The organism is Mesorhizobium sp. M1342, assembly GCF_040317955.1.
Taxonomy (GTDB): Bacteria; Pseudomonadota; Alphaproteobacteria; order Rhizobiales; family Rhizobiaceae; genus Mesorhizobium.
Genome location: NZ_JAMYLI010000007.1, coordinates 62,400 through 81,025 on the forward strand (window position 1 = coordinate 62,400; position 18,626 = coordinate 81,025).

The window sequence follows — 18,626 nt, forward strand, 5'->3', positions numbered from 1 at the left end:
CGAGATTGCTATCAATTGAAGCTGGCTCAAATGTCGACGTGGACGGCCCACCGGTGTTGGATGCCAATCGGGGTTCACAGTCGACGCCGGCCGTTGCCCAGCCGCAGCGCGAGCCAGCCCTCAAGCCGTCTTCTGCGCCAGCAGCCCCAATTCCTCGACCATGCCTTGCGCATCAAGAACTTCTGCGGCTTGCCGGTCACGTCCTCGGCAATTCGGCGCGGAAGCGCCATCTCAGGCAAAGAGCGGTCGTCTGCAGTTCGCTATCGGCTTCCAGGCTGATGAACCCAAGCAGTCCGTTGGCGGCTGTCTCGTGCCGCATCTAATTGCCAACTGAGCCAGAGTTCATGGTACAAATATAAGAAATATATATGTAAGAAATACCACGATATGGACCGCACCCGTCAAGAATGTTGTTCTTTCAGTACTAAAACTTACGTTGCATATGAACAGCGCTAAAATCAAAAGCACTGTGTCAGTCGCCGGCAGCCCCAGGGTTAACCCTCTTCCCGTCAGCAGGCTGGCGGCTGCGACCGCCGGTATTGTCAAACCAATTGTGGCGCAAGCGGAACCCATCGCGACATTCAAGCCGCGTTGCAGTTCATTGTTGAGTGAAGCGCGAACCGCCGAAATGGCCTCTGGCATCAAAACCAGCCCGGCGATCAATGCCCCCACAATGCTGTCAGCCTGTGTCACCTGATAGGCAACGAGCGTGTTTTCAACACTTGCGGCGACCTGCTCGGCGAGCATGACAATGCCGATCAGCCCGATCAAGAGCAGCAATGTGCCGGCAAAGACGCTTTCGTCAGGGGCAGTCCGCAGCGCAACGCCGTGGGCCTGCCCTTCGACAAAGTCTTCTCGGTGGCGGACAGTCTGCGCGAACACAAAACTCGCATAAAGCAGCACCGAAAGCACGCTCACAAAGCCAAGTTGAGCTGCCGAAAATGTGCCCGGCCCCGTAGCTTGTGTGTAGGTCGGCAAAATAAGCGTCATGATGGTCAGTGCGATCAGAACCGCCAAATATGCGCTGGTCCCTTGTCGAACAATTGCCTGCTTGCGATGACGCCAGCCGCCAAGCGCAAGACACGTGCCGACGACGCCGGTGGATGCAATCATCACCGTTGAAAAGACGGACTCACGTGCAAGCGTCGGGTTGTTCTCTCCATGCAGCATCATGGAAACGATGATCGACACCTCGATTGCCGTCACGGCAAAAGTCAGCACCAATGTGCCGTAGGGCTCTCCTACACGCCGAGCCACCGACTCGGCGTGGTCGAGCACCACGAAAATGGTGGTGAACATGATCGCACTCGAAAGCGCTCCGACGAGTATCCTGGCGCTCAGCGAACCTTCGTCCGCCGACAGCCCGCCTGCCCTGACTGCAACAGCCATCACCAAGGCGGCCAAGGGCATCGCATAAGAAACCACCGATCGTTTGAAACCGCCCATGCAAGCCCCTGCGCGCTGCTGCGAACCGTGGCTGCATTCGCGCACCGACAGATCGAAGCGTTCACCCGTTCACGCCGTCTTCTGCGCCACCAGCCCCAGTTCCTCCACCATCGCCTCGCGCATCAAGAACTTCTGCGGCTTGCCGGTCACCGTCATCGGCAATTCGGTGCGGAAGCGTATGTGGCGGGGGATCTTGTAATGGGCGATCTGGCCGGCGCAGAAGTTCCTGACCTCCTGCTCCGTGGCGATCTGGCCGGGCTTGAGCACGATCCAGGCGCACAGCTCCTCGCCATATTTGGCGTCGGGAATGCCGAACACCTGCACCTCCTTGACCTTTGGATGGCGGTAGAGGAATTCCTCGACCTCCCTGGGATAGACATTCTCGCCACCGCGGATGACCATATCCTTGACCCGGCCGACGATGTTGCAATAACCCTCGGCATCGATGGTGGCGAGGTCGCCGGTGTGCATCCAGCCGTCGCTGTCGATCGCCTCGCGGGTCTTCTCCTCGTCGTCCCAATAACCCTTCATCACCGAATAGCCGCGCGTGCAAAGCTCGCCCGGTACGCCGACCGCAACGGTGGCGCCACCGGCATCGACCGCCTTGACCTCGACATGGGGGTGGATGCGCCCGACGGTCGAGACGCGCTTTTCCAAGGGGTCGTCGACGCCGCTCTGGAACGAGACCGGGCTGGTCTCGGTCATGCCGTAGGCGATAGTCACCTGTTCCATATGCATCAGCGACACCACCTTCTTCATCACCTCGATCGGGCATGGCGAGCCGGCCATGATGCCGGTGCGCAGGCTGGAGAGATCGAAGGCGGAAAAATCCGGATGATCCAGCAGGGCGACGAACATGGTCGGCACGCCATAAAGCCCGGTGCAGCGTTCCTGAGCCACCGCCTTCAGTGTGGCGCCGGCGTCGAACCCTTCTCCCGGGAAAACCATGGTCGCGCCTTTCGAGACGCAACCCATCGTGCCCATCGACATGCCGAAGCAGTGATAGAGCGGCACCGGAATGCACAGCCGGTCGTCGGCGGTCAGCTTGATCGCCGAAGTGACGAAATTGCCGTTGTTGACGATGTTGCTGTGGGTCAGGGTCGCGCCCTTGGGGGCTCCCGTGGTGCCTGAGGTGAACTGGATGTTGATGGCCTCGCCCGGCTTCAGCTTCTCCGAGATGCGGTCGAGGCTGTCATGCTCGTCACGCCCGGCCATGGCCAGCACGTCGCCGAAATTGAACATGCCGGGCGAATTCTCGTCGCCCATGCGGATGACGATCTTCAGCGCCGGCAGTTTCTGTGCCTTGAGCTTGCCCGACGTGGCCTTGGCGATCTCGGGTGCCAGCGTCTCGATCATGCCGAGATAGTCTGACGTCTTGAACCTGGCAGCGGTGACCAGCGCCTTGCAGCCGACCTTGTTCAGCGCATAGTCGAGCTCGGTCAACCGATAGGCGGGGTTGATGTTGACCAGGATCAGGCCGATGCGGGCGGTGGCGAACTGCGTCACCAGCCATTCCCAGCGGTTGGGCGACCAGATGCCGACGCGATCGCCCTTTGCCAACCCCAGTGCCAGGAAGCCGGCGGCCAGCGCGTCCACCGTGTCCGAAAGTTCGCTCCAGGTGAAGCGCTTGTCCTGATCGACGAAAACGGCGGCGTCGAGCGTGCCGTATTTGCTGACGGTGTCGGAAAACAGCGCGGGGATGGTCTTGTCGAGCAGCGGCACGCTGCGTTCGCCAGAGACATGCGCCCTGTTGTCGACGGGTGCGACGAAGACACCGCCAGCACGCGCGCCGCGTCCGCGCAGATTGCTGGCATTCTTCAGCTCGTCGAGATTGACCGGCATCGCTCTCTCCTCCCGGGACTGGCCGAGCCTATCAGCCCGAGGGGGTGGTGAAAATCCCGCCGATGGTCGGGGCCGGGCAACGATACGGTCCACGACGCTTCGGGGCCTTCGTTGGTTGACGAACATCAAAACGCAAAAACCCGCCTGGGCGGCGGGTCACTGGCGCAAATCAGCACCATAGGCAAAAATGTACCATAGCTGACTGCACCGGTCAAGGAAATAATTCCTATACAGGAAAAACCCTGGCGCAAAGTTACCGACACCGCAGGACGGACCGCCGTAAGGGTTTTGAAGCTGGGTTTGGAGCCCTGAGGGCAGCGGGCGAAGGCCCGCCGCTATCCGACCGCTGACGCCATCTTCGCCGCGATGTCGCGCAAGAGTGCCTCATCCGCCGCTGCCCGTGTCCTCTTCGACGCTACCAGACAGGCCTGTGAGCGCAGGACGAGGCCATCGCCCAGCACCTTGAGATGATTGGCGCGCAGCGTCGAGCCGGTGGTTGTGATGTCGACGATGACATCGGCCAGACCGGCCGCCGGCGCGCCTTCGGTTGCCCCTAGGCTCTCGACGATGCGATAAACCTGGATGCCGTGCTTCTGCGAGAAGAATTGCTGGGTCAGCCGCCAGTATTTGGTGGCGATGCGCAGCCGCCGGCCATGGCGCTGGCGAAAATCGGCGGCGACGTCGTCGAGATCGGCCATGGTGTCGACATCGAGCCAGATGTCGGGCACGGCAACCACCACATCGGCATTGCCGAAGCCGAGACGGGCGACAAATTCGGCGCGGGTCTCCCAGTCGGCGAGGTTTTCACGCACCAAATCCTCGCCGGTGATGCCGAGATCGACGGCGCCCTGGCCGATCTCGCCTGATATCTCGGAAGCCGACAGGAACACCACTTCGACATCGTCCAGGCCCTCGACGCGGGCGTGGTACTTGCGCTCGTCGCCGGGCAGGCTGACGGCGAGGCCGGCTTTGGCCAGCACGTCCAGCGCCTGTTCTTTCAGGCGCCCTTTGGATGGGACCGCCAGCGTGATCATGGCGCCGTCTCCCGCAATGCCTCGATGCGGTCGAGCCAGACCGAAAAGCCGACGCCGGGGATAGGCGTCTTCGCGCCAAGCAAGGTCAGCAGCCGGTCATAGCGGCCGCCGCCGACCAGCGGCCGGTCGCCATTGTCGGCCGCGATTTCGAAAACCAGGCCGGTGTAGTAATCGAGCGGGCGGCCGAAGGCGGCGTCGTAGCGGACTTTATCGGCCGGCAAGCCATGCGTTTCGATCGCCTTGGCGCGGGCAGCGAACTTTTCCAGCGCGACATCGAGCGACAGACCGGCGCCGGTGGCGAAGGACTCCAGCGCCTGGGTTGCGCCATCAAGCGGAACGTCGATCGCCAGAAAATCCTTCAGCGCGGAAAAGGCCTCGCTCGACAACCGAACGCTGCGCAATTCGGCTTTCTCGATCAGCCGCCGGGCAATGTCGGACGGCGCGCGTCCGGCGGACGCCGACAGGCCCGCCTCTTCCATGCCGCTGGCGATGTGAGCGGAAAGACCGTCCAGATCACCGTCGAGGACGAGAGCGGCGACCGGACCGGAGAGTTGGCCGTTGCGCGGCGGGTTGGCGAGATCGGCGAGTGCCGCCTCAAGCATCGGCGCCGAGCCGAACGCACGGGCAAGGCGCATGCGCCAGCCGCGCGGCAGGCCAAGGGCAGCCAGAACCGCCTCGAAAATGGTCTGGTCGCCGAGCGTGATGGCCAGCGCCTGACCAGGCAGCACCAGCGACAGCAGCGCATGCGCGTCCGCCACCGAGCGGGCATCGGCCCCAGCGGTATCGCGGTCGCCAAGATCCTCTATGCCGGCCTGGAAGAACTCGTTGCCGCCTTCGCGGCGCTGGCGAAACACCTCGCCCAGATAGGAATAACGGCGCGGCGTGCCGGCCTGCGAGCTTATGTGGTCGAGGCAGACCGGAATGGTGAATTCCGGCCGCAGGCACAATGTCTGCCCGGTTTCGCTTTCGGTCAGGAAGATACGGCGGCGTAGATCCTCGCCGGCCATGTCGAGGAACGGGTCGGCCGGCTGCAATATGGCGACTTCGACCGCATGCGTGTTGCGGGTGGCGAAGAGGTTGGTGATGTCGGTTGATATTGCGGGGTAGCGGGAGGTCATCGATCGGATGGGCGCGAGGCACCCCCCTCTGGCCTGCCGGCCATCTCCCCCGCAAGGGGGGAGATTGGCAGCTTCGAGCTTGGCGCGCCATCTTCAACACCGGAGATTGGCGAAAGCCTCGGCGGCATCCAATCTCCCCCCTTGCGGGGGAGATGGCCGGCAGGCCAGAGGGGGGTATTCAAGCGCCACCTTTCGCGCGATCAGCGGCCTGCGCCGCCAATATCTTCTTCACCTCACCAACCAGCTCGCTTTCCGCCACCGTCACCTGCGCCGGGCGCGCGGCGCGCCATTCGGCGTTGTCGGTGATTTCGGCCGACATGCGCGCGCCTTCGATCAGGTCTTTGATCTGCAGCTCGCCCTTGGCGCGCTCGTCGCCACCCTGGATGATTGCGACCGGGCAGCCGCGGCGGTCGGCATATTTGAGCTGCGCCTTCATGCCGGCGCCGCCGAGATACATTTCGGAGCGGATGCCGGCGGCACGCAGCTCCGAAACCATCTTCTGGTAGCGGCCGAGGCTGTCGGTGTCCTTGTCCATCACCAGCACGACGACAGGTGCGATCACATCCGAGGCGTCGAGCTTGCCGAGGTTCTTCAGCGCGGTCATCAACCTGGAGACGCCGATGGAAAAGCCGGTCGCCGGCACAGGCTCGCCGCGAAAACGCGAGACGAGGCCATCATAGCGGCCGCCGCCACCGACCGAGCCGAAGCGCACGATCTGGCCGTCTTCGTTGGGGATTTCGGCCAGAAGCTCGGCTTCGAAAACCGGGCCGGTGTAGTATTCGAGGCCGCGCACGACCGAGCGGTCCATGGCGATACGGTCCTCGCCATATCCTGCCGCCCTGACCAGCGCTTCAATCGTGGCGAGTTCGCCGACGCCTTCCTGGTAGATGGTGTTCGAACTGACCATGGAATCCTGGCCGGCCTGTATAGTCCTCGCAGTCGCGAGAAGAACCGCCTCGGCTTGCCCGTTGTTCAATCCGGCGCCCTTGGCGAAGTCGCCTTCGCCCTCCCTGCCGCCGTCCCAGCGGCCCGGGCCAAGCAAAAGCTTCACGCCTTCCGGCCCGAGCTTGTCCAGCTTGTCGATCGCCCGCAGCACCGTCAGCCGGCGGCCGGCATTCTCCTCGCCGCCAAGCCCGATCGCCTCCAGCACACCGTCCAGCACCTTGCGGTTGTTGACGCGGATGACGTAGTCGCCGCGCTTGATGCCGAGCGCTTCCATGACGTCGGCCATCATCATCGCCATTTCGGCGTCGGCGGCCACGCCCGGCGTACCGATCGTGTCGGCGTCGAACTGCATGAACTGGCGGAAGCGGCCGGGGCCTGGCTTCTCGTTGCGGAACACCCAGCCGGAGCGATAGCTGCGGTAAGGCTTGGGCAGGCGCTCGTAATTCTCGGCGACGAAACGGGCCGTCGGCGCGGTCAGGTCGTAGCGCAGCGACAGCCACTGGTCGTCGTCATCCTGGAAGGAGAACACGCCTTCGTTCGGCCGGTCCTGGTCGGGCAGGAATTTTCCCAGCGCGTCGGTGTATTCGATCAGCGGCTGGTCTGCCGGTTCGAAGCCATAAAGCTCATAGACCGAGCGGATCGTCGCCATCATCTTCTCGACGGCGCGGATGTCCTCGGCGCTGCGGTCGGCAAAACCGCGCGGCAGTCGCGCTTTCGTCTTTTCCGATTTGTCGGCCATGAGTGAGCATCCGGTGTTTCGTGGCGTTGCGGGATAGGAAATTTCCTATTCGGCAGCGCGCGTTTCCTAACTGATGCAGCCGGGAGCGGCAAGGGTCGGCACCCAGCACCACGCTCGAACCTCCGTGAAACAAAACCGCATCGAAAATGAAACAATCCCGACACGGGTGCGGCATCGTGCCGACACAATCGTCGCCGATAAGGCGGGGTAAATGAGGGCTCGGGGCCATGGTCAGCACAGCAAGATTTTACGCTATTGATGGCGAAGCCGGCGAATTGCCCGCGCGCTTGCGCCCGGCCGACATCCACGCTCCGAAAATGGTCAGCCAGGCTGCCGGCCCGTTCGAAGTGCCGGCCGACACCGGCAAAGGCCCATCCATGCGCGACGCGTTGATGACCGGCCTGCTGGTGATCTATCCGACCGTGGCCACGGTGGTGGCGATCGTCGCCGGCCTGGTGCTGGCCAGCGCCAACGGCACCTGAAATTACTCGCTTTACCGGAAGTAGAGGGGCTACTTCGGCCTTTTGAACGCCTTCCGCTGCTTCTCGACCTCTTTGCGGCAGATGCAGCCCTCGAGATGGTCGTTGACCAGGCCCATGGCCTGCATGAAGGCGTAGACCGTGGTCGGGCCGACGAAGCTCCAGCCGCGCTTCTTCAGCTCCTTCGAAATCCGCACCGAGACGGCCGTGGTCGGGTTGGCGCGCAGATGCGCGAGATCGACGATCACGGGCCGCTCATCCTTGCCGGGTTCGAACTTCCAGAACCAGGCGGCCAGCGAGCCGAACTCGTCGGCCATTTCGCGGGCGCGCTTGGCGTTGTTGATGGTCGAGACGATCTTGCCGCGATGGCGGATGATGCCGGCATTGCCGAGCAGGCGCTCGACATCCTTGTCGGTGAAGGCGGCGACCTTGTCGAATTCGAAATTGGCGAAGGCTTCGCGAAAATTCTCCCGCTTGCGCAGAATGGTCAGCCACGACAGGCCAGACTGAAAGCCTTCGAGGCAGATCTTTTCGAACAGCCTGCGGTCGTCGGCCACAGGCCGGCCCCATTCATGATCGTGGTAGTGCAGATAGTCGGGCAGATTGCCGTGCCAGAAGCAGCGCGCGACACCATCGGGACCGGCGAGCAGTCCGGTGTTTTCCTTGTCCATAAGCCAAAATCCGTTCGTTAACGCGCTTTTGCGCGGCATTTACTGCGGCTTTACCAGATTCCTGAACCCGGCGGTAACCACACCAAAAGGTTTACCGACAGTTCCGCATTTTACGCATTCCGATTCATGTTTCGGTTGCTGCTTGCGCGCCAATGATCGCCGAACCGGGAGGACGTTTCCACCCGTTTTGTATCAGACGATCAAGGTGCGTTACGATGAAGACAGTTCTGTTTCCCGTGCTCGGCGCCGTGGCTGTGTTTGCCGCCGGCGTCACACCCTCAACCGCCGGCGACCGCTATGCCGACAGGCCGCCGGTGATGGTGAGCCCCGACCTTTCCGCACCCTGGGTGCTGCAGCTTGGCCAGGCACCCGGCATCGTGCGCCAGAACCGCCAGGTCGTCCAGCAACAGCGGCGCCTGCGCCCGGCGCAGCCCGACCGGGTGCAGACGGCGGCGGTGCAGCCGCCGGCCAAGCGCATGGTCGCGCGTCCTCAGATCAACCCGATCTACCTGCCGCAGGAAGTCGACTATGACGGAGGCCAGAAGCCGGGCACGATCGTCATCGACACCACGCAGAATTTCCTCTTCCTGGTCGAGAAGAACGGCAAGGCAAGGCGCTATGGCGTCGGCACCGGCAAGCCGGGCTTCGAATGGTCGGGTACGCACAAGATCACCAACAAGCGCGAATGGCCGGACTGGCGCCCGCCGGCGCAGATGATCAAGCGTGAAGCCGCCAAGGGCCGCTATTTGCCGACCTATCTTGCCGGCGGCACGGAGAACCCGCTTGGCGCCCGCGCGCTCTACCTCGGCACGACCGAGTACCGCATCCACGGCACCAACCAGCCGTGGACGATCGGCGGTGCGGTGTCATCGGGCTGCATCCGCATGCGCAACGAGGACGTCGTCGACCTCTATGAACGGGTCAATGTCGGAACCACGGTCGAGGTGATATAGTAGGTCTTGCGAATCACTTGGCCGGCAAAGCAGTCCGCTTTTCGAGCCGGTTAGGGACAACGGGGGACGGGCCGTATGGGGATGCGGCCGGTCAGGAAGGGCAGCACGGGAAACCGCGCTGCCCTTTCCGTTTTTGAGCAGAAATCGAGGGCAAAGGTCACCCACGCGTCGCGCAACGGGCATAGCGGTTCGCTTTCATGCTGCCCTTTACCGCATTCTTTTGCTATCTCGGTGGCTAGTTCCACAAAAGAGTTCACCCATGCTCCTGTCCGAAGACAGCCGTTATCTCAAGGGCGGCCCGGTCGCCCAGCGCATCATCGCCGCCGTTCGCGAGGACGCCGCGATCGCCAAAGCCGAGGGTTTTCCGCCCAAGCTGATCTCGATCACCGTCGGCGACACCGATGCGGTGGATGTTTATGTACGCAACCAGCGCGCCAAGGCTGAGCTCGCCGGCATCGATTTCGAGGAACGGCGCTTTCCCGCCACCATCACGGCAGGCGAGTTGGAAGCGGCCATTCACGGCCTGAATGCCGATCCGCGCGTCACCGGCATCATCATTCAGCGGCCGGTCCCAGTGCATATCCCGATCAGGACGCTGCAGGCGGCGGTGCATCCGCTCAAGGATGTCGAAGGCATGCATCCGGCCTCGATCGGCAACATCGTCTACAACCAGCTCGATCTCGCGCCTTGCACGGCGGCGGCCTCGGTCGAACTGCTCAAGGAAACCGGCCCCGACCTCAAGGGGCTGGAAGTCGTCATCGTCGGCCATTCGGAAATCGTCGGCAAGCCGATCGCCTTCCTGTTGATGAGCGAAGGCGCGACGGTGACCGTGTGCCACCACATGACGCGGTCGGTCGCCGCCCATGCGCGACGTGCCGATGCGCTGTTCGTCGCCGTCGGCAAGCCGCGGCTGATCAAGGCCGACATGGTCAAGCCGGGTGCGGCCGTCATCGACATCGGCATCAATTCCGAAATCGGCCCCGACGGCTCAAGCCGCATCGTCGGCGACGTCGACACCGAGAGCGTCCGCGAGGTCGCCTCCTGGATCACCCCGGTGCCGGGCGGCGTCGGCCCGATCACGGTCGCCATCCTGCTGCGCAACACCATGGTCGCGCTCAGCCGCCAGCGCGCGCTCTATGAGGCGACCTACGGCACGGCGGACAGGCTCGCGGCGGAGTAAGCACAGAGCGGCGCCAGCCCCCTCACCCAGCCTCCGCTTCGCTCGGCTGACCTCTCCCCGAGGGAGAGGAGATTGTCACCGCCGGCGCAAACCTCTTCTCCCCTCGGGGAGAAGGTGGCCGCGAAGCGGCCGGATGAGGGAGACTTGCCGTTAACTCTGACAGCGGCAACGCCACGCTACTCAGCCGCAACCAGCCTTTCCTCGGGGACCCCTTCCGGCATCGGTCCGCCATAGGCCCAGTCGAGCAGTTTTATCGTGTGCACCACCGGCAGCTTGGCGGCGGAAGCGATCTGGGTGATGCAGCCGATGTTGCCGGTGGCGACGATCGAAGCCCCCGTCGCCTCGATGTTTGTCACCTTGCGGTCGCGCAGTTTGGCCGAGATTTCGGACTGCAGGATGTTGTAGGTGCCGGCCGAACCGCAGCACAAATGCCCTTCGCGCGGCTCGCGCACGATGAAGCCGGCCTTGGCGAGCAGTTCCTTCGGCTGGCGGGTGATCTTCTGGCCGTGCTGCATCGAACAGGCCGAGTGATAGGCGACGACCGTGCCCGGCTTGCGCGCCGGTTCAGGCAGGTCGAAGGTCGAGAGATATTCGGTAATGTCCTTGGCCAGCGCCGAAACGCGCGCCGCCTTGTCGGCATAGGCCGGGTCGAGCCGCAGCATGAAGCCGTAGTCCTTGATCGTCGTGCCGCAGCCGGAGGCAGTGATGACGATGGCATCGAGCCCGCCTTGTTCGATGGCGCGCGTCCAGGCATCGACATTCTGCCTCGCAGAGGCAAGCGCGGCCTGCTCGCGCCCCATATGATGAACCAGCGCCCCGCAGCAGCCCTCGCCCGGTGGCACCACGACCTCGACACCGAGCCGCGTCAGCAGCGAAATCGTGGTGTCGTTGATGGCGGGATCGAGCACCGATTGCGCGCAGCCGGTGAGGATGGCGACGCGGCCTCTTTTGCTCCCCTGCCCGGCATGGATGCCAGGTGAAGCTATCGACGATGCTGTCGGGATCGAGGCCGGCGCGAGCTTGAGCATCGCACTCAGCGGCTTCAGCGCCGGAACCTTGTCGAACAAGCCCATAAACGGCTTGCCCAGCTTCGCCAGCTTGAGCGCGGCGCGAAAACGCTGGGGATAGGGCAGCACGAAGGCCAGCATGGCGCGGGTCAGGCGGTCGAGCAGCGGCCGCTTGTAGGTCTCCTGGATATGGGCGCGGGCATGGTCGACCAGATGCATGTAGTTGACGCCCGACGGGCAGGTGGTCATGCAGGCAAGGCAGGACAGGCAGCGATCGATATGGGTGACGATCTCCTTGTCGGCCGGACGGCCGTTTTCCAGCATGTCCTTGATCAGGTAGATGCGCCCGCGCGGTGAATCGAGCTCGTTGCCAAGCGTCACATAGGTCGGGCAGGTGGCGGTGCAGAAGCCGCAATGCACGCATTTGCGCAGGATCTTTTCCGATTCCGCGACATGCGGATCGGCAAGCTGGGCAAGCGAAAAATTGGTCTGCATCGCTGATGTCCTAGGCCATTCGGCCGGGATTGAGGATATTCTTCGGGTCGAATTCCTGTTTCAGGCGCACCGCTAGTGCGGCAAGCGCCGGCGGCTGCGGCTCGAACACCGGCAGAGCGGCGCGATGCGAAGGTGCGGCACGCACCAGCGTCGCATGGCCGCCGCCATGTTTCCTCAACAGCCCGCGCAGCAGGGCGGCTTCCGGGTCGCCTTGTTCCATGCGCAGCCACACCAGCCCGCCCTGCCAGTCATAGAAGGCGCTGACGGCGGCCTGCATGCGCAGTGTCAGGACCATCTGGTGGCACTGTCCCGGCGTCATCGAGACACGCCAGACCGGTTTCTCGCCGTTGTCGGCGAAGGGCCTGCAATCGCGCACATCGCGCCAGATCAGCCGTGAGGTTTCACCGGCAATCTCCTGCAGCGGCCCGGCCTTGCCGAGCAGCGTTTTCAGCGCGGCAATACGGTAGGCAACCGACGGGCCGAAACCCTCGACACGCAGCAGCGTGGCGGCCTCGCTGCCGAGACTGCCGCCGGCGACGCGCGCGGCGATCCGCTCCGGCAGATGGGCGGCACTCGACACTTCAGCACTCGAGCCAAGCGCCAGGGCCATGGCGGCGGCAGCGGCATCGTCGAGCAAGCCACGGATGGCGAGCGTGACTTCGGTCTCGGCTGCCGGCAGCACCTTGAAGGTGACGTCGGTGAAGGCGGCCAGCGTGCCCCAGCTGTTGGCCATCAGCTTGGACATGTCATAGCCGGTGACGTTCTTGACCACGCGACCGCCCGACTTGAAGGCCTCGCCGCGCCCGGACACCACATTGATGCCCAGGATATGATCGCGCGCCGCGCCCGCCTTCAGCCGGCGCGGACCGGAGAGGTTCGCGGCGAGCACGCCGCCGATTGTGCCTTTGCCAGCTTCGCCGCCGAGCAGTGGGCCGTAGTCCATCGGCTCGAAGGCAAGCTGCTGGCCGTTTTCCGCCAGCAGCTTTTCGATCTCGGCCAGCGGTGTGCCGGCTTTTGCCGACAGCACCAGTTCAGCCGGTTCATAGAGCGTGACGCCAGAGAGTTTCGACAAGTCGAGCGTGTGTTCGGTTTGCAGCGGCCGGCCGATGCCACGCTTGGAGCCGTGGCCGAGGATTTCCAGCGGCGAGCCTTCCGCCGCTGCCCAGGCGACGGTGGAGGGGACTTCGGATGAGGTGGTCGGGGTGAAGGTGGTCATGGGCGACCCCTGTTCCTCGCCCAGCGAAGCGGGGAAGGCCACATCGGCCGCGTTTCTTCACACCCCCCTCTGTCCTGCCGGACATCTCCCCCGCAAGGGGGGAGATTGGCAGCTCGCACGACCGCGCCTTTCAAACCTTGGTGATTGGCGAAAGCCAAAACGACATCCAATCTCCCCCCTAGCGGGGGAGATGTCCGGCAGGACAGAGGGGGGTGTTCAAGCGCCGACATATCCCTCAAAACCTCGGAATGTCTGGGAACGGCAGTTTGCCGCCGGAAATGTGCATCCGCCCAAGCTCGGCGCATCGCCGCAGCTGCGGGAACACTTTTCCCGGGTTGAGCAGATGGTTGGGATCGAAGGCACATTTGACCCGCATCTGCTGGTCGAGATCGATCTGGGTGAACATTTCCGGCATCAAGTCGCGTTTTTCCACGCCCACACCGTGTTCGCCGGTCAAGACGCCGCCGACCTTGACGCAGAGCCGCAATATGTCGGCGCCGAAGCTTTCGGCCTTGTCGAGTTCGCCCGGTACGTTGGCATCGTAGAGGATCAGCGGATGCAGATTGCCGTCGCCGGCATGAAAGACATTGGCGACGCCGAGACCGTATTTTTCCGACAGCTCGCGCATGCCGGCGAGCACGCGCGGCAGCTCCTTGCGCGGGATGGTGCCGTCCATGCAGTAGTAGTCGGGCGAGATGCGGCCAACGGCCGGAAACGCCGCCTTGCGGCCGGCCCAGAAGCTCAGCCGTTCCTGTTCCGACTGCGAAATGCGGCAGGTGGTCGAGCCGTTCTTGTAGGCGATCGCCTCGACCAGCCCGATCAGATGATCGACCTCGACGCCGGGGCCGTCGAGCTCGACGATCAGCAGCGCCTCGACATCGAGGGGATAGCCGGCATGAACGAAATCTTCCGCCGCATGGATCGCCGGCCGGTCCATCATCTCCATGCCGCCCGGGATGATGCCGGCGCCGATGATGTCGGCGACGCACTGGCCGCCCTGCTCGCTGGTCGGGAAGCCGATCAGCAGTGCACGTGCCGTCTCCGGCTTCTTCAGGATGCGCACGGTAACCTCGGTGATGACGCCGAGCAGCCCTTCGGAGCCGGTCATGACGCCGAGCAGGTCGTAGCCTTCCGCATCGAGATGACTGCCGCCCAGCCGCACCACTTCGCCATTCATCAGCACCATCTCGATGCCGAGCACATTGTTGGCGGTTAGGCCGTATTTCAGGCAGTGCACACCGCCGGAATTCTCCGCGACATTGCCGCCGATTGAGCAGGCGATCTGGGAGGATGGATCAGGGGCGTAGTAAAAGCCCTCCTGCTCGACGGCGGCGGTGATGCCGAGATTGGTGACGCCCGGCTGGGCAACGACGACGCGATTGGGGAAATCGATCCCGAGGATGCGGTTGAAGCGGCTCATGACCAAAAGCACCGCGTCCTCGAGCGGCAGTGCGCCGCCCGACAGCGAGGTGCCGGAGCCGCGCGGCACGATGCGGATGTTGCGGTCGTTGCAGTATTTCAGCACGCGCGAAACCTGCGCCACGGTTTGCGGCAGCACGACAACCAGCGGCAGCTGCCGATAGGCGGTCAGGCCGTCGCTCTCGAAGGCGCGCATGGAATTGGCGGCGTCGACGACGCCCTCACCCGGCACGATGATGCGCATGTCGGCGACGATCTCGTCGCGCCGGCGCATCGTGGCGTCGTCTGGTTTCGGCATGGCCAAGCCGGACATCAGCAGCCTCATTTCGCTTGACTGGTCAAAATCTTTTACCAGTGAAGCGCGTTGGGTGCAAATCCTGTGGCGGCGGGGAATCCGCTTCAAGGCTGAGGCAAGCTTCCTCAGCGGCAATCTGCCGCTCCCTCACCCTCCCCTTGTGGGGAGGGTCGCGAACGAAGCGAGCGGGGTGGGGGTCCGCGCGGCGCTCTACGAGGGACCACCACCCCGTCTCACGATCTTCGCTTCGCTGCGATCATGAGCCGACCCTCCCCACAAGGGGAGGGTGAGCAGATCTATTCGCCGGGCGGCTTGCCGGGCTCGGAATGCATCTTGCGCACGCGGCGTACGCCCCACCAGACCAGCAGGATGGCGACAGGCACCGAAGCCGCGGTAACGATCTCCGGCGCGAAGGCATGGCCGAAGATCGAGGCGCCCTTGGCGACATAGCCGACAAGGCCGACCACATAATAGGAAACGGCGGCGACCGAGAGCCCCTCGACGGTCTGCTGCAGGCGCAGTTGCAGGCGGGCGCGGTTGTTCATCGAGGCAAGCAGGTCGCGGTTCTGCTTCTCGACCTCGACATCGACCCAGGTGCGCAGCAGCGTCGTGGCGCGGGTCAGTTTTCGCGACAGATTTTCCTGCCGCTCCTCGACCGAGCGGCAGGTGCGCATTGCGGGTGCCACACGGCGCTGCAGGAACCCGCGCCATGTGTCATAACCGGGCACAGCCTCTTCCTCGAGCGCCTCCAGCCGTTCGCCGACGATGCCGTCATAGGCGCGGCTGGCGCCGAAACGATAAAGGCTCGATGCCGCGTCCGCCTCCAGCTCCGCCGCAAGTTCGGTCAGATCGGCCAGCAAGGTCTGGCTGTCGCGTGTCCCGGCGACCTTCATCTCCAGCGTGGTCTGCGCCAGCCGGTCTTCGATGCGGCGGGCGCGGCCGGACAAGGTCAACGCCAGCGGCAGGCCGAGCATGGCCAGCGTCCGATAGGTTTCGATATCGATAAGCCGCTGCGACAACGCGCCGGTGCGCGCCGGGGTCAAGCCGCGATCGAGCAGCAGCATGCGGGTCAGGCCATCGCCATCCTGGCGAAAATCGGTGACGATGGCGGCGTTTCCGCGCTCGACCAGCGAGTAGCACAGGCTGGTCGGATCGAAACCGGCTATCAGCTGCTCGCTCGCTTGCGTCCATTTGCGGATTTCGAGCCTGATGCCGGAGATGCAGGTTCCCGGCGGCGAGAACCCGTTGCCGAACGGGGAGTCCTCCGGCGTCCTGCCGCTTTCGGAAAGCGGCCCTTCCCACAAATAGGTCGAGAATTCGGTGTGCCGCTCCCAGCGCAGCGAGCCCTTGCCCCATTTCATGGCATGGTGGCGGGCCTGGCGGTCGGGCGCGGCGATGCCGAGGCGCCGCGACAGTTCGGAAAGCACCGCGTGGTCGACGCCGGAGCCACCCTCCGTCATGAAGGCGAGTTGCATCAGGACGCGTGGCTTTTCGATCAGCGGATGCGGCCGGGCATGAACCTCGCCGAGTGCGCCGGGCCGCCCCTCATGCGCGGGAAAGCCCATGACGCTGCCCTTGGCGCGCGGCTGGAATTCGAGATCGGACGGGTCGTCTGACACGGCTTGTTCCCTGGGTTCCTTGAACCCTCTTGCACGTGCGTCCCTCTAGTGCCAATGGCCTTATGACGCAAACAGCAAAGTTAGCCGAAGATGATGGCATCAGGGCGAAAAATCGGCACGCTTTTGTCAATTGGATAAATAATTTGACCAGTTGGCGAGGCTGGCTCTATTCTGCGACACCGGTTCACCTTCCAGGCATTCTGTTGAGCGACATTTTTTCCAGGATCGAGCATTCGCGCACCGCCGACGAGGTGGTGCAGCAGATCGAGAGCCTCATCCTCGAAGGCGTGCTGCGCACCGGCGACCGGCTGCCGGGCGAGCGCGAGCTTGCACGCCAGTTCGACGTATCCCGGCCGATCCTGCGTGATGCGCTGAAGTCACTGGAAGGACGCGGCCTTTTGACGACAAGGCCCGGCGGCGGCACGCATGTCGCCGATGTCATCGGCCAGCTCTTCACCAAACCGGTGACGGACCTGATCTCGATGCACCGCAAGGCAGTGACCGATTATCTGGAATACCGCCGCGAGATCGAAGGGGTCGCGGCTGAATACGCGGCACGGCGCGCCACTGCGGACGACATGGCGCTGCTCGACAAGATCATGGCACGCATGGACGATGCGCACCGGACCGGCGACTTCGACGACGAAGCCGAGATCGATGTCGAGTTCCACCACGCGATCTGCGAATGCGCGCACAACATCATCCTTTTGCACACGCTGCGCTCCTGTTACCGGCTGTTGTCGGAGGGCGTGTTCCAGAACCGGCTGCTGGTGTTCAGCGTGCCCGGCGCGCGCGACGCCCTGCTCGCGCAGCACCGCGCGATCCATGCGGCGGTGAAGGCCGGCGACCCGGATGCTGCCCGGCAAGCGGCGATGGACCACATCACCTATGTCGAACGGTCGATGGCTGAGGCCGAGCGCAGCGGCGACTGGCAGCGCGTCTCGCGACTGAGGTTGAAACAGCGCGTCGACGCCACCGATACAGAACCAGCACCCAAACGCTCCTAGCTATCGAGACGGGAACCCATGAGCCAGATCCTGACCATCGCCGACCTCAAGGACCTCGCCCGCCGGCGCGTGCCGAAGATGTTCTTCGACTATGCCGATTCCGGTTCGTGGACCGAAGGCACGTATCGGGCCAACGAAGAGGATTTCCAGAAGATCAAATTCCGCCAGCGCGTGCTCGTCGACATGGACAACCGTTCGCTGGCGTCGACGATGATCGGCGAAAAAGTGTCGATGCCGGTGGCATTGGCGCCAACCGGCATGACCGGCATGCAGCACGCCAATGGCGAGATGCTGGCGGCTCAGGCGGCGGAGGAATTCGGCGTGCCGTTTACCTTGTCGACGATGAGCATCTGCTCGATCGAGGATGTCGCCTCAGTAACCATGAAGCCGTTCTGGTTTCAGCTCTATGTGCTGCGTGACAAGGATTTCGTGCTCAACCTGATCGACAGGGCAAAGGCGGCGAAATGCTCGGCGCTCGTGCTGACGCTCGACCTGCAGATTCTCGGTCAGCGCCACAAGGACATCCGCAACGGGCTTTCGGCGCCACCCAAGCTGACGCTGACGAACATCGTCGACATGGCCATCCGCCCGCACTGGTGCGCCGCCATGGCCGGCACGAAGCGGCGAACCTTCCGCAACATTGTCGGCCACGCCAAGGGCGTCGGCAACATGGCCTCGCTGGCATCGTGGACGACGGAGCAGTTCGACCCGCATCTGTCGTGGAAGGACGTCGCCTGGATCAAGGAGCGCTGGGGCGGCAAGCTGATTCTCAAGGGCATTCTCGACAAGGAGGACGCGCTGATGGCGGCCAAGACCGGCGCCGACGCGATCATCGTTTCCAACCATGGCGGGCGCCAGCTCGATGGTGCGTCGTCGTCGATCGGCGTGCTGGAAGAGATTGCCGACGCGGTCGGCGACACGATCGAAGTGCATATGGATGGCGGCATCCGCTCCGGCCAGGATGTGCTGAAGGCGCTTTGCCTCGGTGCCAAGGGAACCTATATCGGCCGGCCATTTCTTTACGGCCTGGGTGCACTTGGCAAGGAAGGGGTTACCAAGGCGTTGGAAATCATCCGCAAGGAGATGGACATCACGCTGGCGCTGTGCGGAAAGCGTCTTGTCACCGACATGGGCAAGGACCAGCTCCGGCGCTAAGCCCGT

General features: G+C 63.8%; 15 protein-coding genes. 5 read left to right on the forward strand and 10 right to left on the reverse strand.

Annotated elements, in window-relative coordinates:
* Window positions 1-342: 342 nt before the first annotated feature.
* The 5 genes from NKH06_RS09035 to hisS all read right to left on the reverse strand — a co-directional run bounded on the left by NKH06_RS09035 (window position 343) and on the right by hisS (window position 7,124).
* The gene (locus NKH06_RS09035; RefSeq protein ID WP_352892791.1) at window positions 343-1,446 is read right to left on the reverse strand and encodes a calcium:cation antiporter; all 1,104 of its coding nucleotides are present in this window, start codon (window positions 1,444-1,446) and stop codon (window positions 343-345) included.
* A gap of 69 nt (window positions 1,447-1,515) precedes the next feature.
* The gene (locus tag NKH06_RS09040) at window positions 1,516-3,288 is read right to left on the reverse strand and encodes an AMP-binding protein (RefSeq protein WP_352892793.1); all 1,773 of its coding nucleotides are present in this window, start codon (window positions 3,286-3,288) and stop codon (window positions 1,516-1,518) included.
* Between the two features lie 335 nt (window positions 3,289-3,623).
* The gene (hisG, locus tag NKH06_RS09045; RefSeq protein ID WP_352892794.1) at window positions 3,624-4,322 is read right to left on the reverse strand and encodes an ATP phosphoribosyltransferase; all 699 of its coding nucleotides are present in this window, start codon (window positions 4,320-4,322) and stop codon (window positions 3,624-3,626) included.
* Window positions 4,319-5,440, reverse strand: a complete 1,122-nt coding sequence (locus NKH06_RS09050; protein ID WP_352628380.1) for an ATP phosphoribosyltransferase regulatory subunit — start codon at window positions 5,438-5,440, stop codon at window positions 4,319-4,321. The genes hisG and NKH06_RS09050 overlap by 4 nt, the downstream gene beginning before the upstream one ends.
* A gap of 178 nt (window positions 5,441-5,618) precedes the next feature.
* Complete coding sequence (gene hisS, locus NKH06_RS09055) at window positions 5,619-7,124, reverse strand: histidine--tRNA ligase (protein ID WP_352892796.1); 1,506 nt, start codon at window positions 7,122-7,124, stop codon at window positions 5,619-5,621.
* Between the two features lie 227 nt (window positions 7,125-7,351).
* Between hisS and NKH06_RS09060 the strand changes: the two genes are divergently transcribed.
* Complete coding sequence (locus NKH06_RS09060) at window positions 7,352-7,606, forward strand: hypothetical protein (RefSeq protein WP_023809021.1); 255 nt, start codon at window positions 7,352-7,354, stop codon at window positions 7,604-7,606.
* A gap of 29 nt (window positions 7,607-7,635) precedes the next feature.
* Here the strand turns inward: NKH06_RS09060 and NKH06_RS09065 are convergent, their stop codons facing one another.
* Complete coding sequence (locus tag NKH06_RS09065; RefSeq protein WP_352892797.1) at window positions 7,636-8,274, reverse strand: DNA-3-methyladenine glycosylase I; 639 nt, start codon at window positions 8,272-8,274, stop codon at window positions 7,636-7,638.
* A 215-nt stretch (window positions 8,275-8,489) separates the two neighbouring features.
* Between NKH06_RS09065 and NKH06_RS09070 the strand changes: the two genes are divergently transcribed.
* Entirely contained in the window at window positions 8,490-9,227 is a 738-nt protein-coding gene (locus NKH06_RS09070) for a L,D-transpeptidase (RefSeq protein ID WP_023809023.1), read from the forward strand.
* Window positions 9,228-9,486: 259 nt separating this feature from the next.
* On the forward strand, window positions 9,487-10,407 hold the full coding sequence (locus tag NKH06_RS09075) for a bifunctional 5,10-methylenetetrahydrofolate dehydrogenase/5,10-methenyltetrahydrofolate cyclohydrolase (RefSeq protein WP_023809024.1): 921 nt from the start codon (window positions 9,487-9,489) through the stop codon (window positions 10,405-10,407).
* Window positions 10,408-10,583: 176 nt separating this feature from the next.
* On the opposite strand, the gene glcF is transcribed toward NKH06_RS09075, so the two are convergent.
* The 4 genes from glcF to NKH06_RS09095 all read right to left on the reverse strand — a co-directional run bounded on the left by glcF (window position 10,584) and on the right by NKH06_RS09095 (window position 16,458).
* A complete protein-coding gene (gene glcF, locus NKH06_RS09080) occupies window positions 10,584-11,909 on the reverse strand; it encodes a glycolate oxidase subunit GlcF (protein ID WP_023809025.1) in 1,326 nt (441 codons plus the stop codon).
* Between the two features lie 10 nt (window positions 11,910-11,919).
* Window positions 11,920-13,125: an FAD-binding protein gene (locus tag NKH06_RS09085; protein ID WP_352722352.1), complete on the reverse strand. Its 1,206-nt coding sequence runs from the start codon at window positions 13,123-13,125 to the stop codon at window positions 11,920-11,922.
* Between the two features lie 235 nt (window positions 13,126-13,360).
* A complete protein-coding gene (locus tag NKH06_RS09090) occupies window positions 13,361-14,857 on the reverse strand; it encodes an FAD-linked oxidase C-terminal domain-containing protein (RefSeq protein ID WP_352892800.1) in 1,497 nt (498 codons plus the stop codon).
* A gap of 278 nt (window positions 14,858-15,135) precedes the next feature.
* Complete coding sequence (locus NKH06_RS09095; RefSeq protein ID WP_352553600.1) at window positions 15,136-16,458, reverse strand: DUF3422 family protein; 1,323 nt, start codon at window positions 16,456-16,458, stop codon at window positions 15,136-15,138.
* Between the two features lie 203 nt (window positions 16,459-16,661).
* On the opposite strand from NKH06_RS09095, the gene NKH06_RS09100 reads away from it, so the two are divergent.
* Both NKH06_RS09100 and NKH06_RS09105 read left to right on the forward strand, forming a co-directional pair.
* On the forward strand, window positions 16,662-17,465 hold the full coding sequence (locus tag NKH06_RS09100; protein WP_352774911.1) for a FadR/GntR family transcriptional regulator: 804 nt from the start codon (window positions 16,662-16,664) through the stop codon (window positions 17,463-17,465).
* 18 nt (window positions 17,466-17,483) lie between these two features.
* On the forward strand, window positions 17,484-18,620 hold the full coding sequence (locus NKH06_RS09105) for an alpha-hydroxy acid oxidase (protein WP_352774887.1): 1,137 nt from the start codon (window positions 17,484-17,486) through the stop codon (window positions 18,618-18,620).
* Window positions 18,621-18,626 lie beyond the last annotated feature (6 nt).

Coding starts and splice junctions, on each gene's coding strand:
- NKH06_RS09035 (WP_352892791.1), bottom strand. CDS start 1,446: ATGGGCGGTTTCAAACGATCGGTGGTTTCTTATGCGATGCCCTTGGCC.
- NKH06_RS09040 (WP_352892793.1), bottom strand. CDS start 3,288: ATGCCGGTCAATCTCGACGAGCTGAAGAATGCCAGCAATCTGCGCGGA.
- hisG (WP_352892794.1), bottom strand. CDS start 4,322: ATGATCACGCTGGCGGTCCCATCCAAAGGGCGCCTGAAAGAACAGGCG.
- NKH06_RS09050 (WP_352628380.1), bottom strand. CDS start 5,440: ATGACCTCCCGCTACCCCGCAATATCAACCGACATCACCAACCTCTTC.
- hisS (WP_352892796.1), bottom strand. CDS start 7,124: ATGGCCGACAAATCGGAAAAGACGAAAGCGCGACTGCCGCGCGGTTTT.
- NKH06_RS09060 (WP_023809021.1), top strand. CDS start 7,352: ATGGTCAGCACAGCAAGATTTTACGCTATTGATGGCGAAGCCGGCGAA.
- NKH06_RS09065 (WP_352892797.1), bottom strand. CDS start 8,274: ATGGACAAGGAAAACACCGGACTGCTCGCCGGTCCCGATGGTGTCGCG.
- NKH06_RS09070 (WP_023809023.1), top strand. CDS start 8,490: ATGAAGACAGTTCTGTTTCCCGTGCTCGGCGCCGTGGCTGTGTTTGCC.
- NKH06_RS09075 (WP_023809024.1), top strand. CDS start 9,487: ATGCTCCTGTCCGAAGACAGCCGTTATCTCAAGGGCGGCCCGGTCGCC.
- glcF (WP_023809025.1), bottom strand. CDS start 11,909: ATGCAGACCAATTTTTCGCTTGCCCAGCTTGCCGATCCGCATGTCGCG.
- NKH06_RS09085 (WP_352722352.1), bottom strand. CDS start 13,125: ATGACCACCTTCACCCCGACCACCTCATCCGAAGTCCCCTCCACCGTC.
- NKH06_RS09090 (WP_352892800.1), bottom strand. CDS start 14,857: ATGTCCGGCTTGGCCATGCCGAAACCAGACGACGCCACGATGCGCCGG.
- NKH06_RS09105 (WP_352774887.1), top strand. CDS start 17,484: ATGAGCCAGATCCTGACCATCGCCGACCTCAAGGACCTCGCCCGCCGG.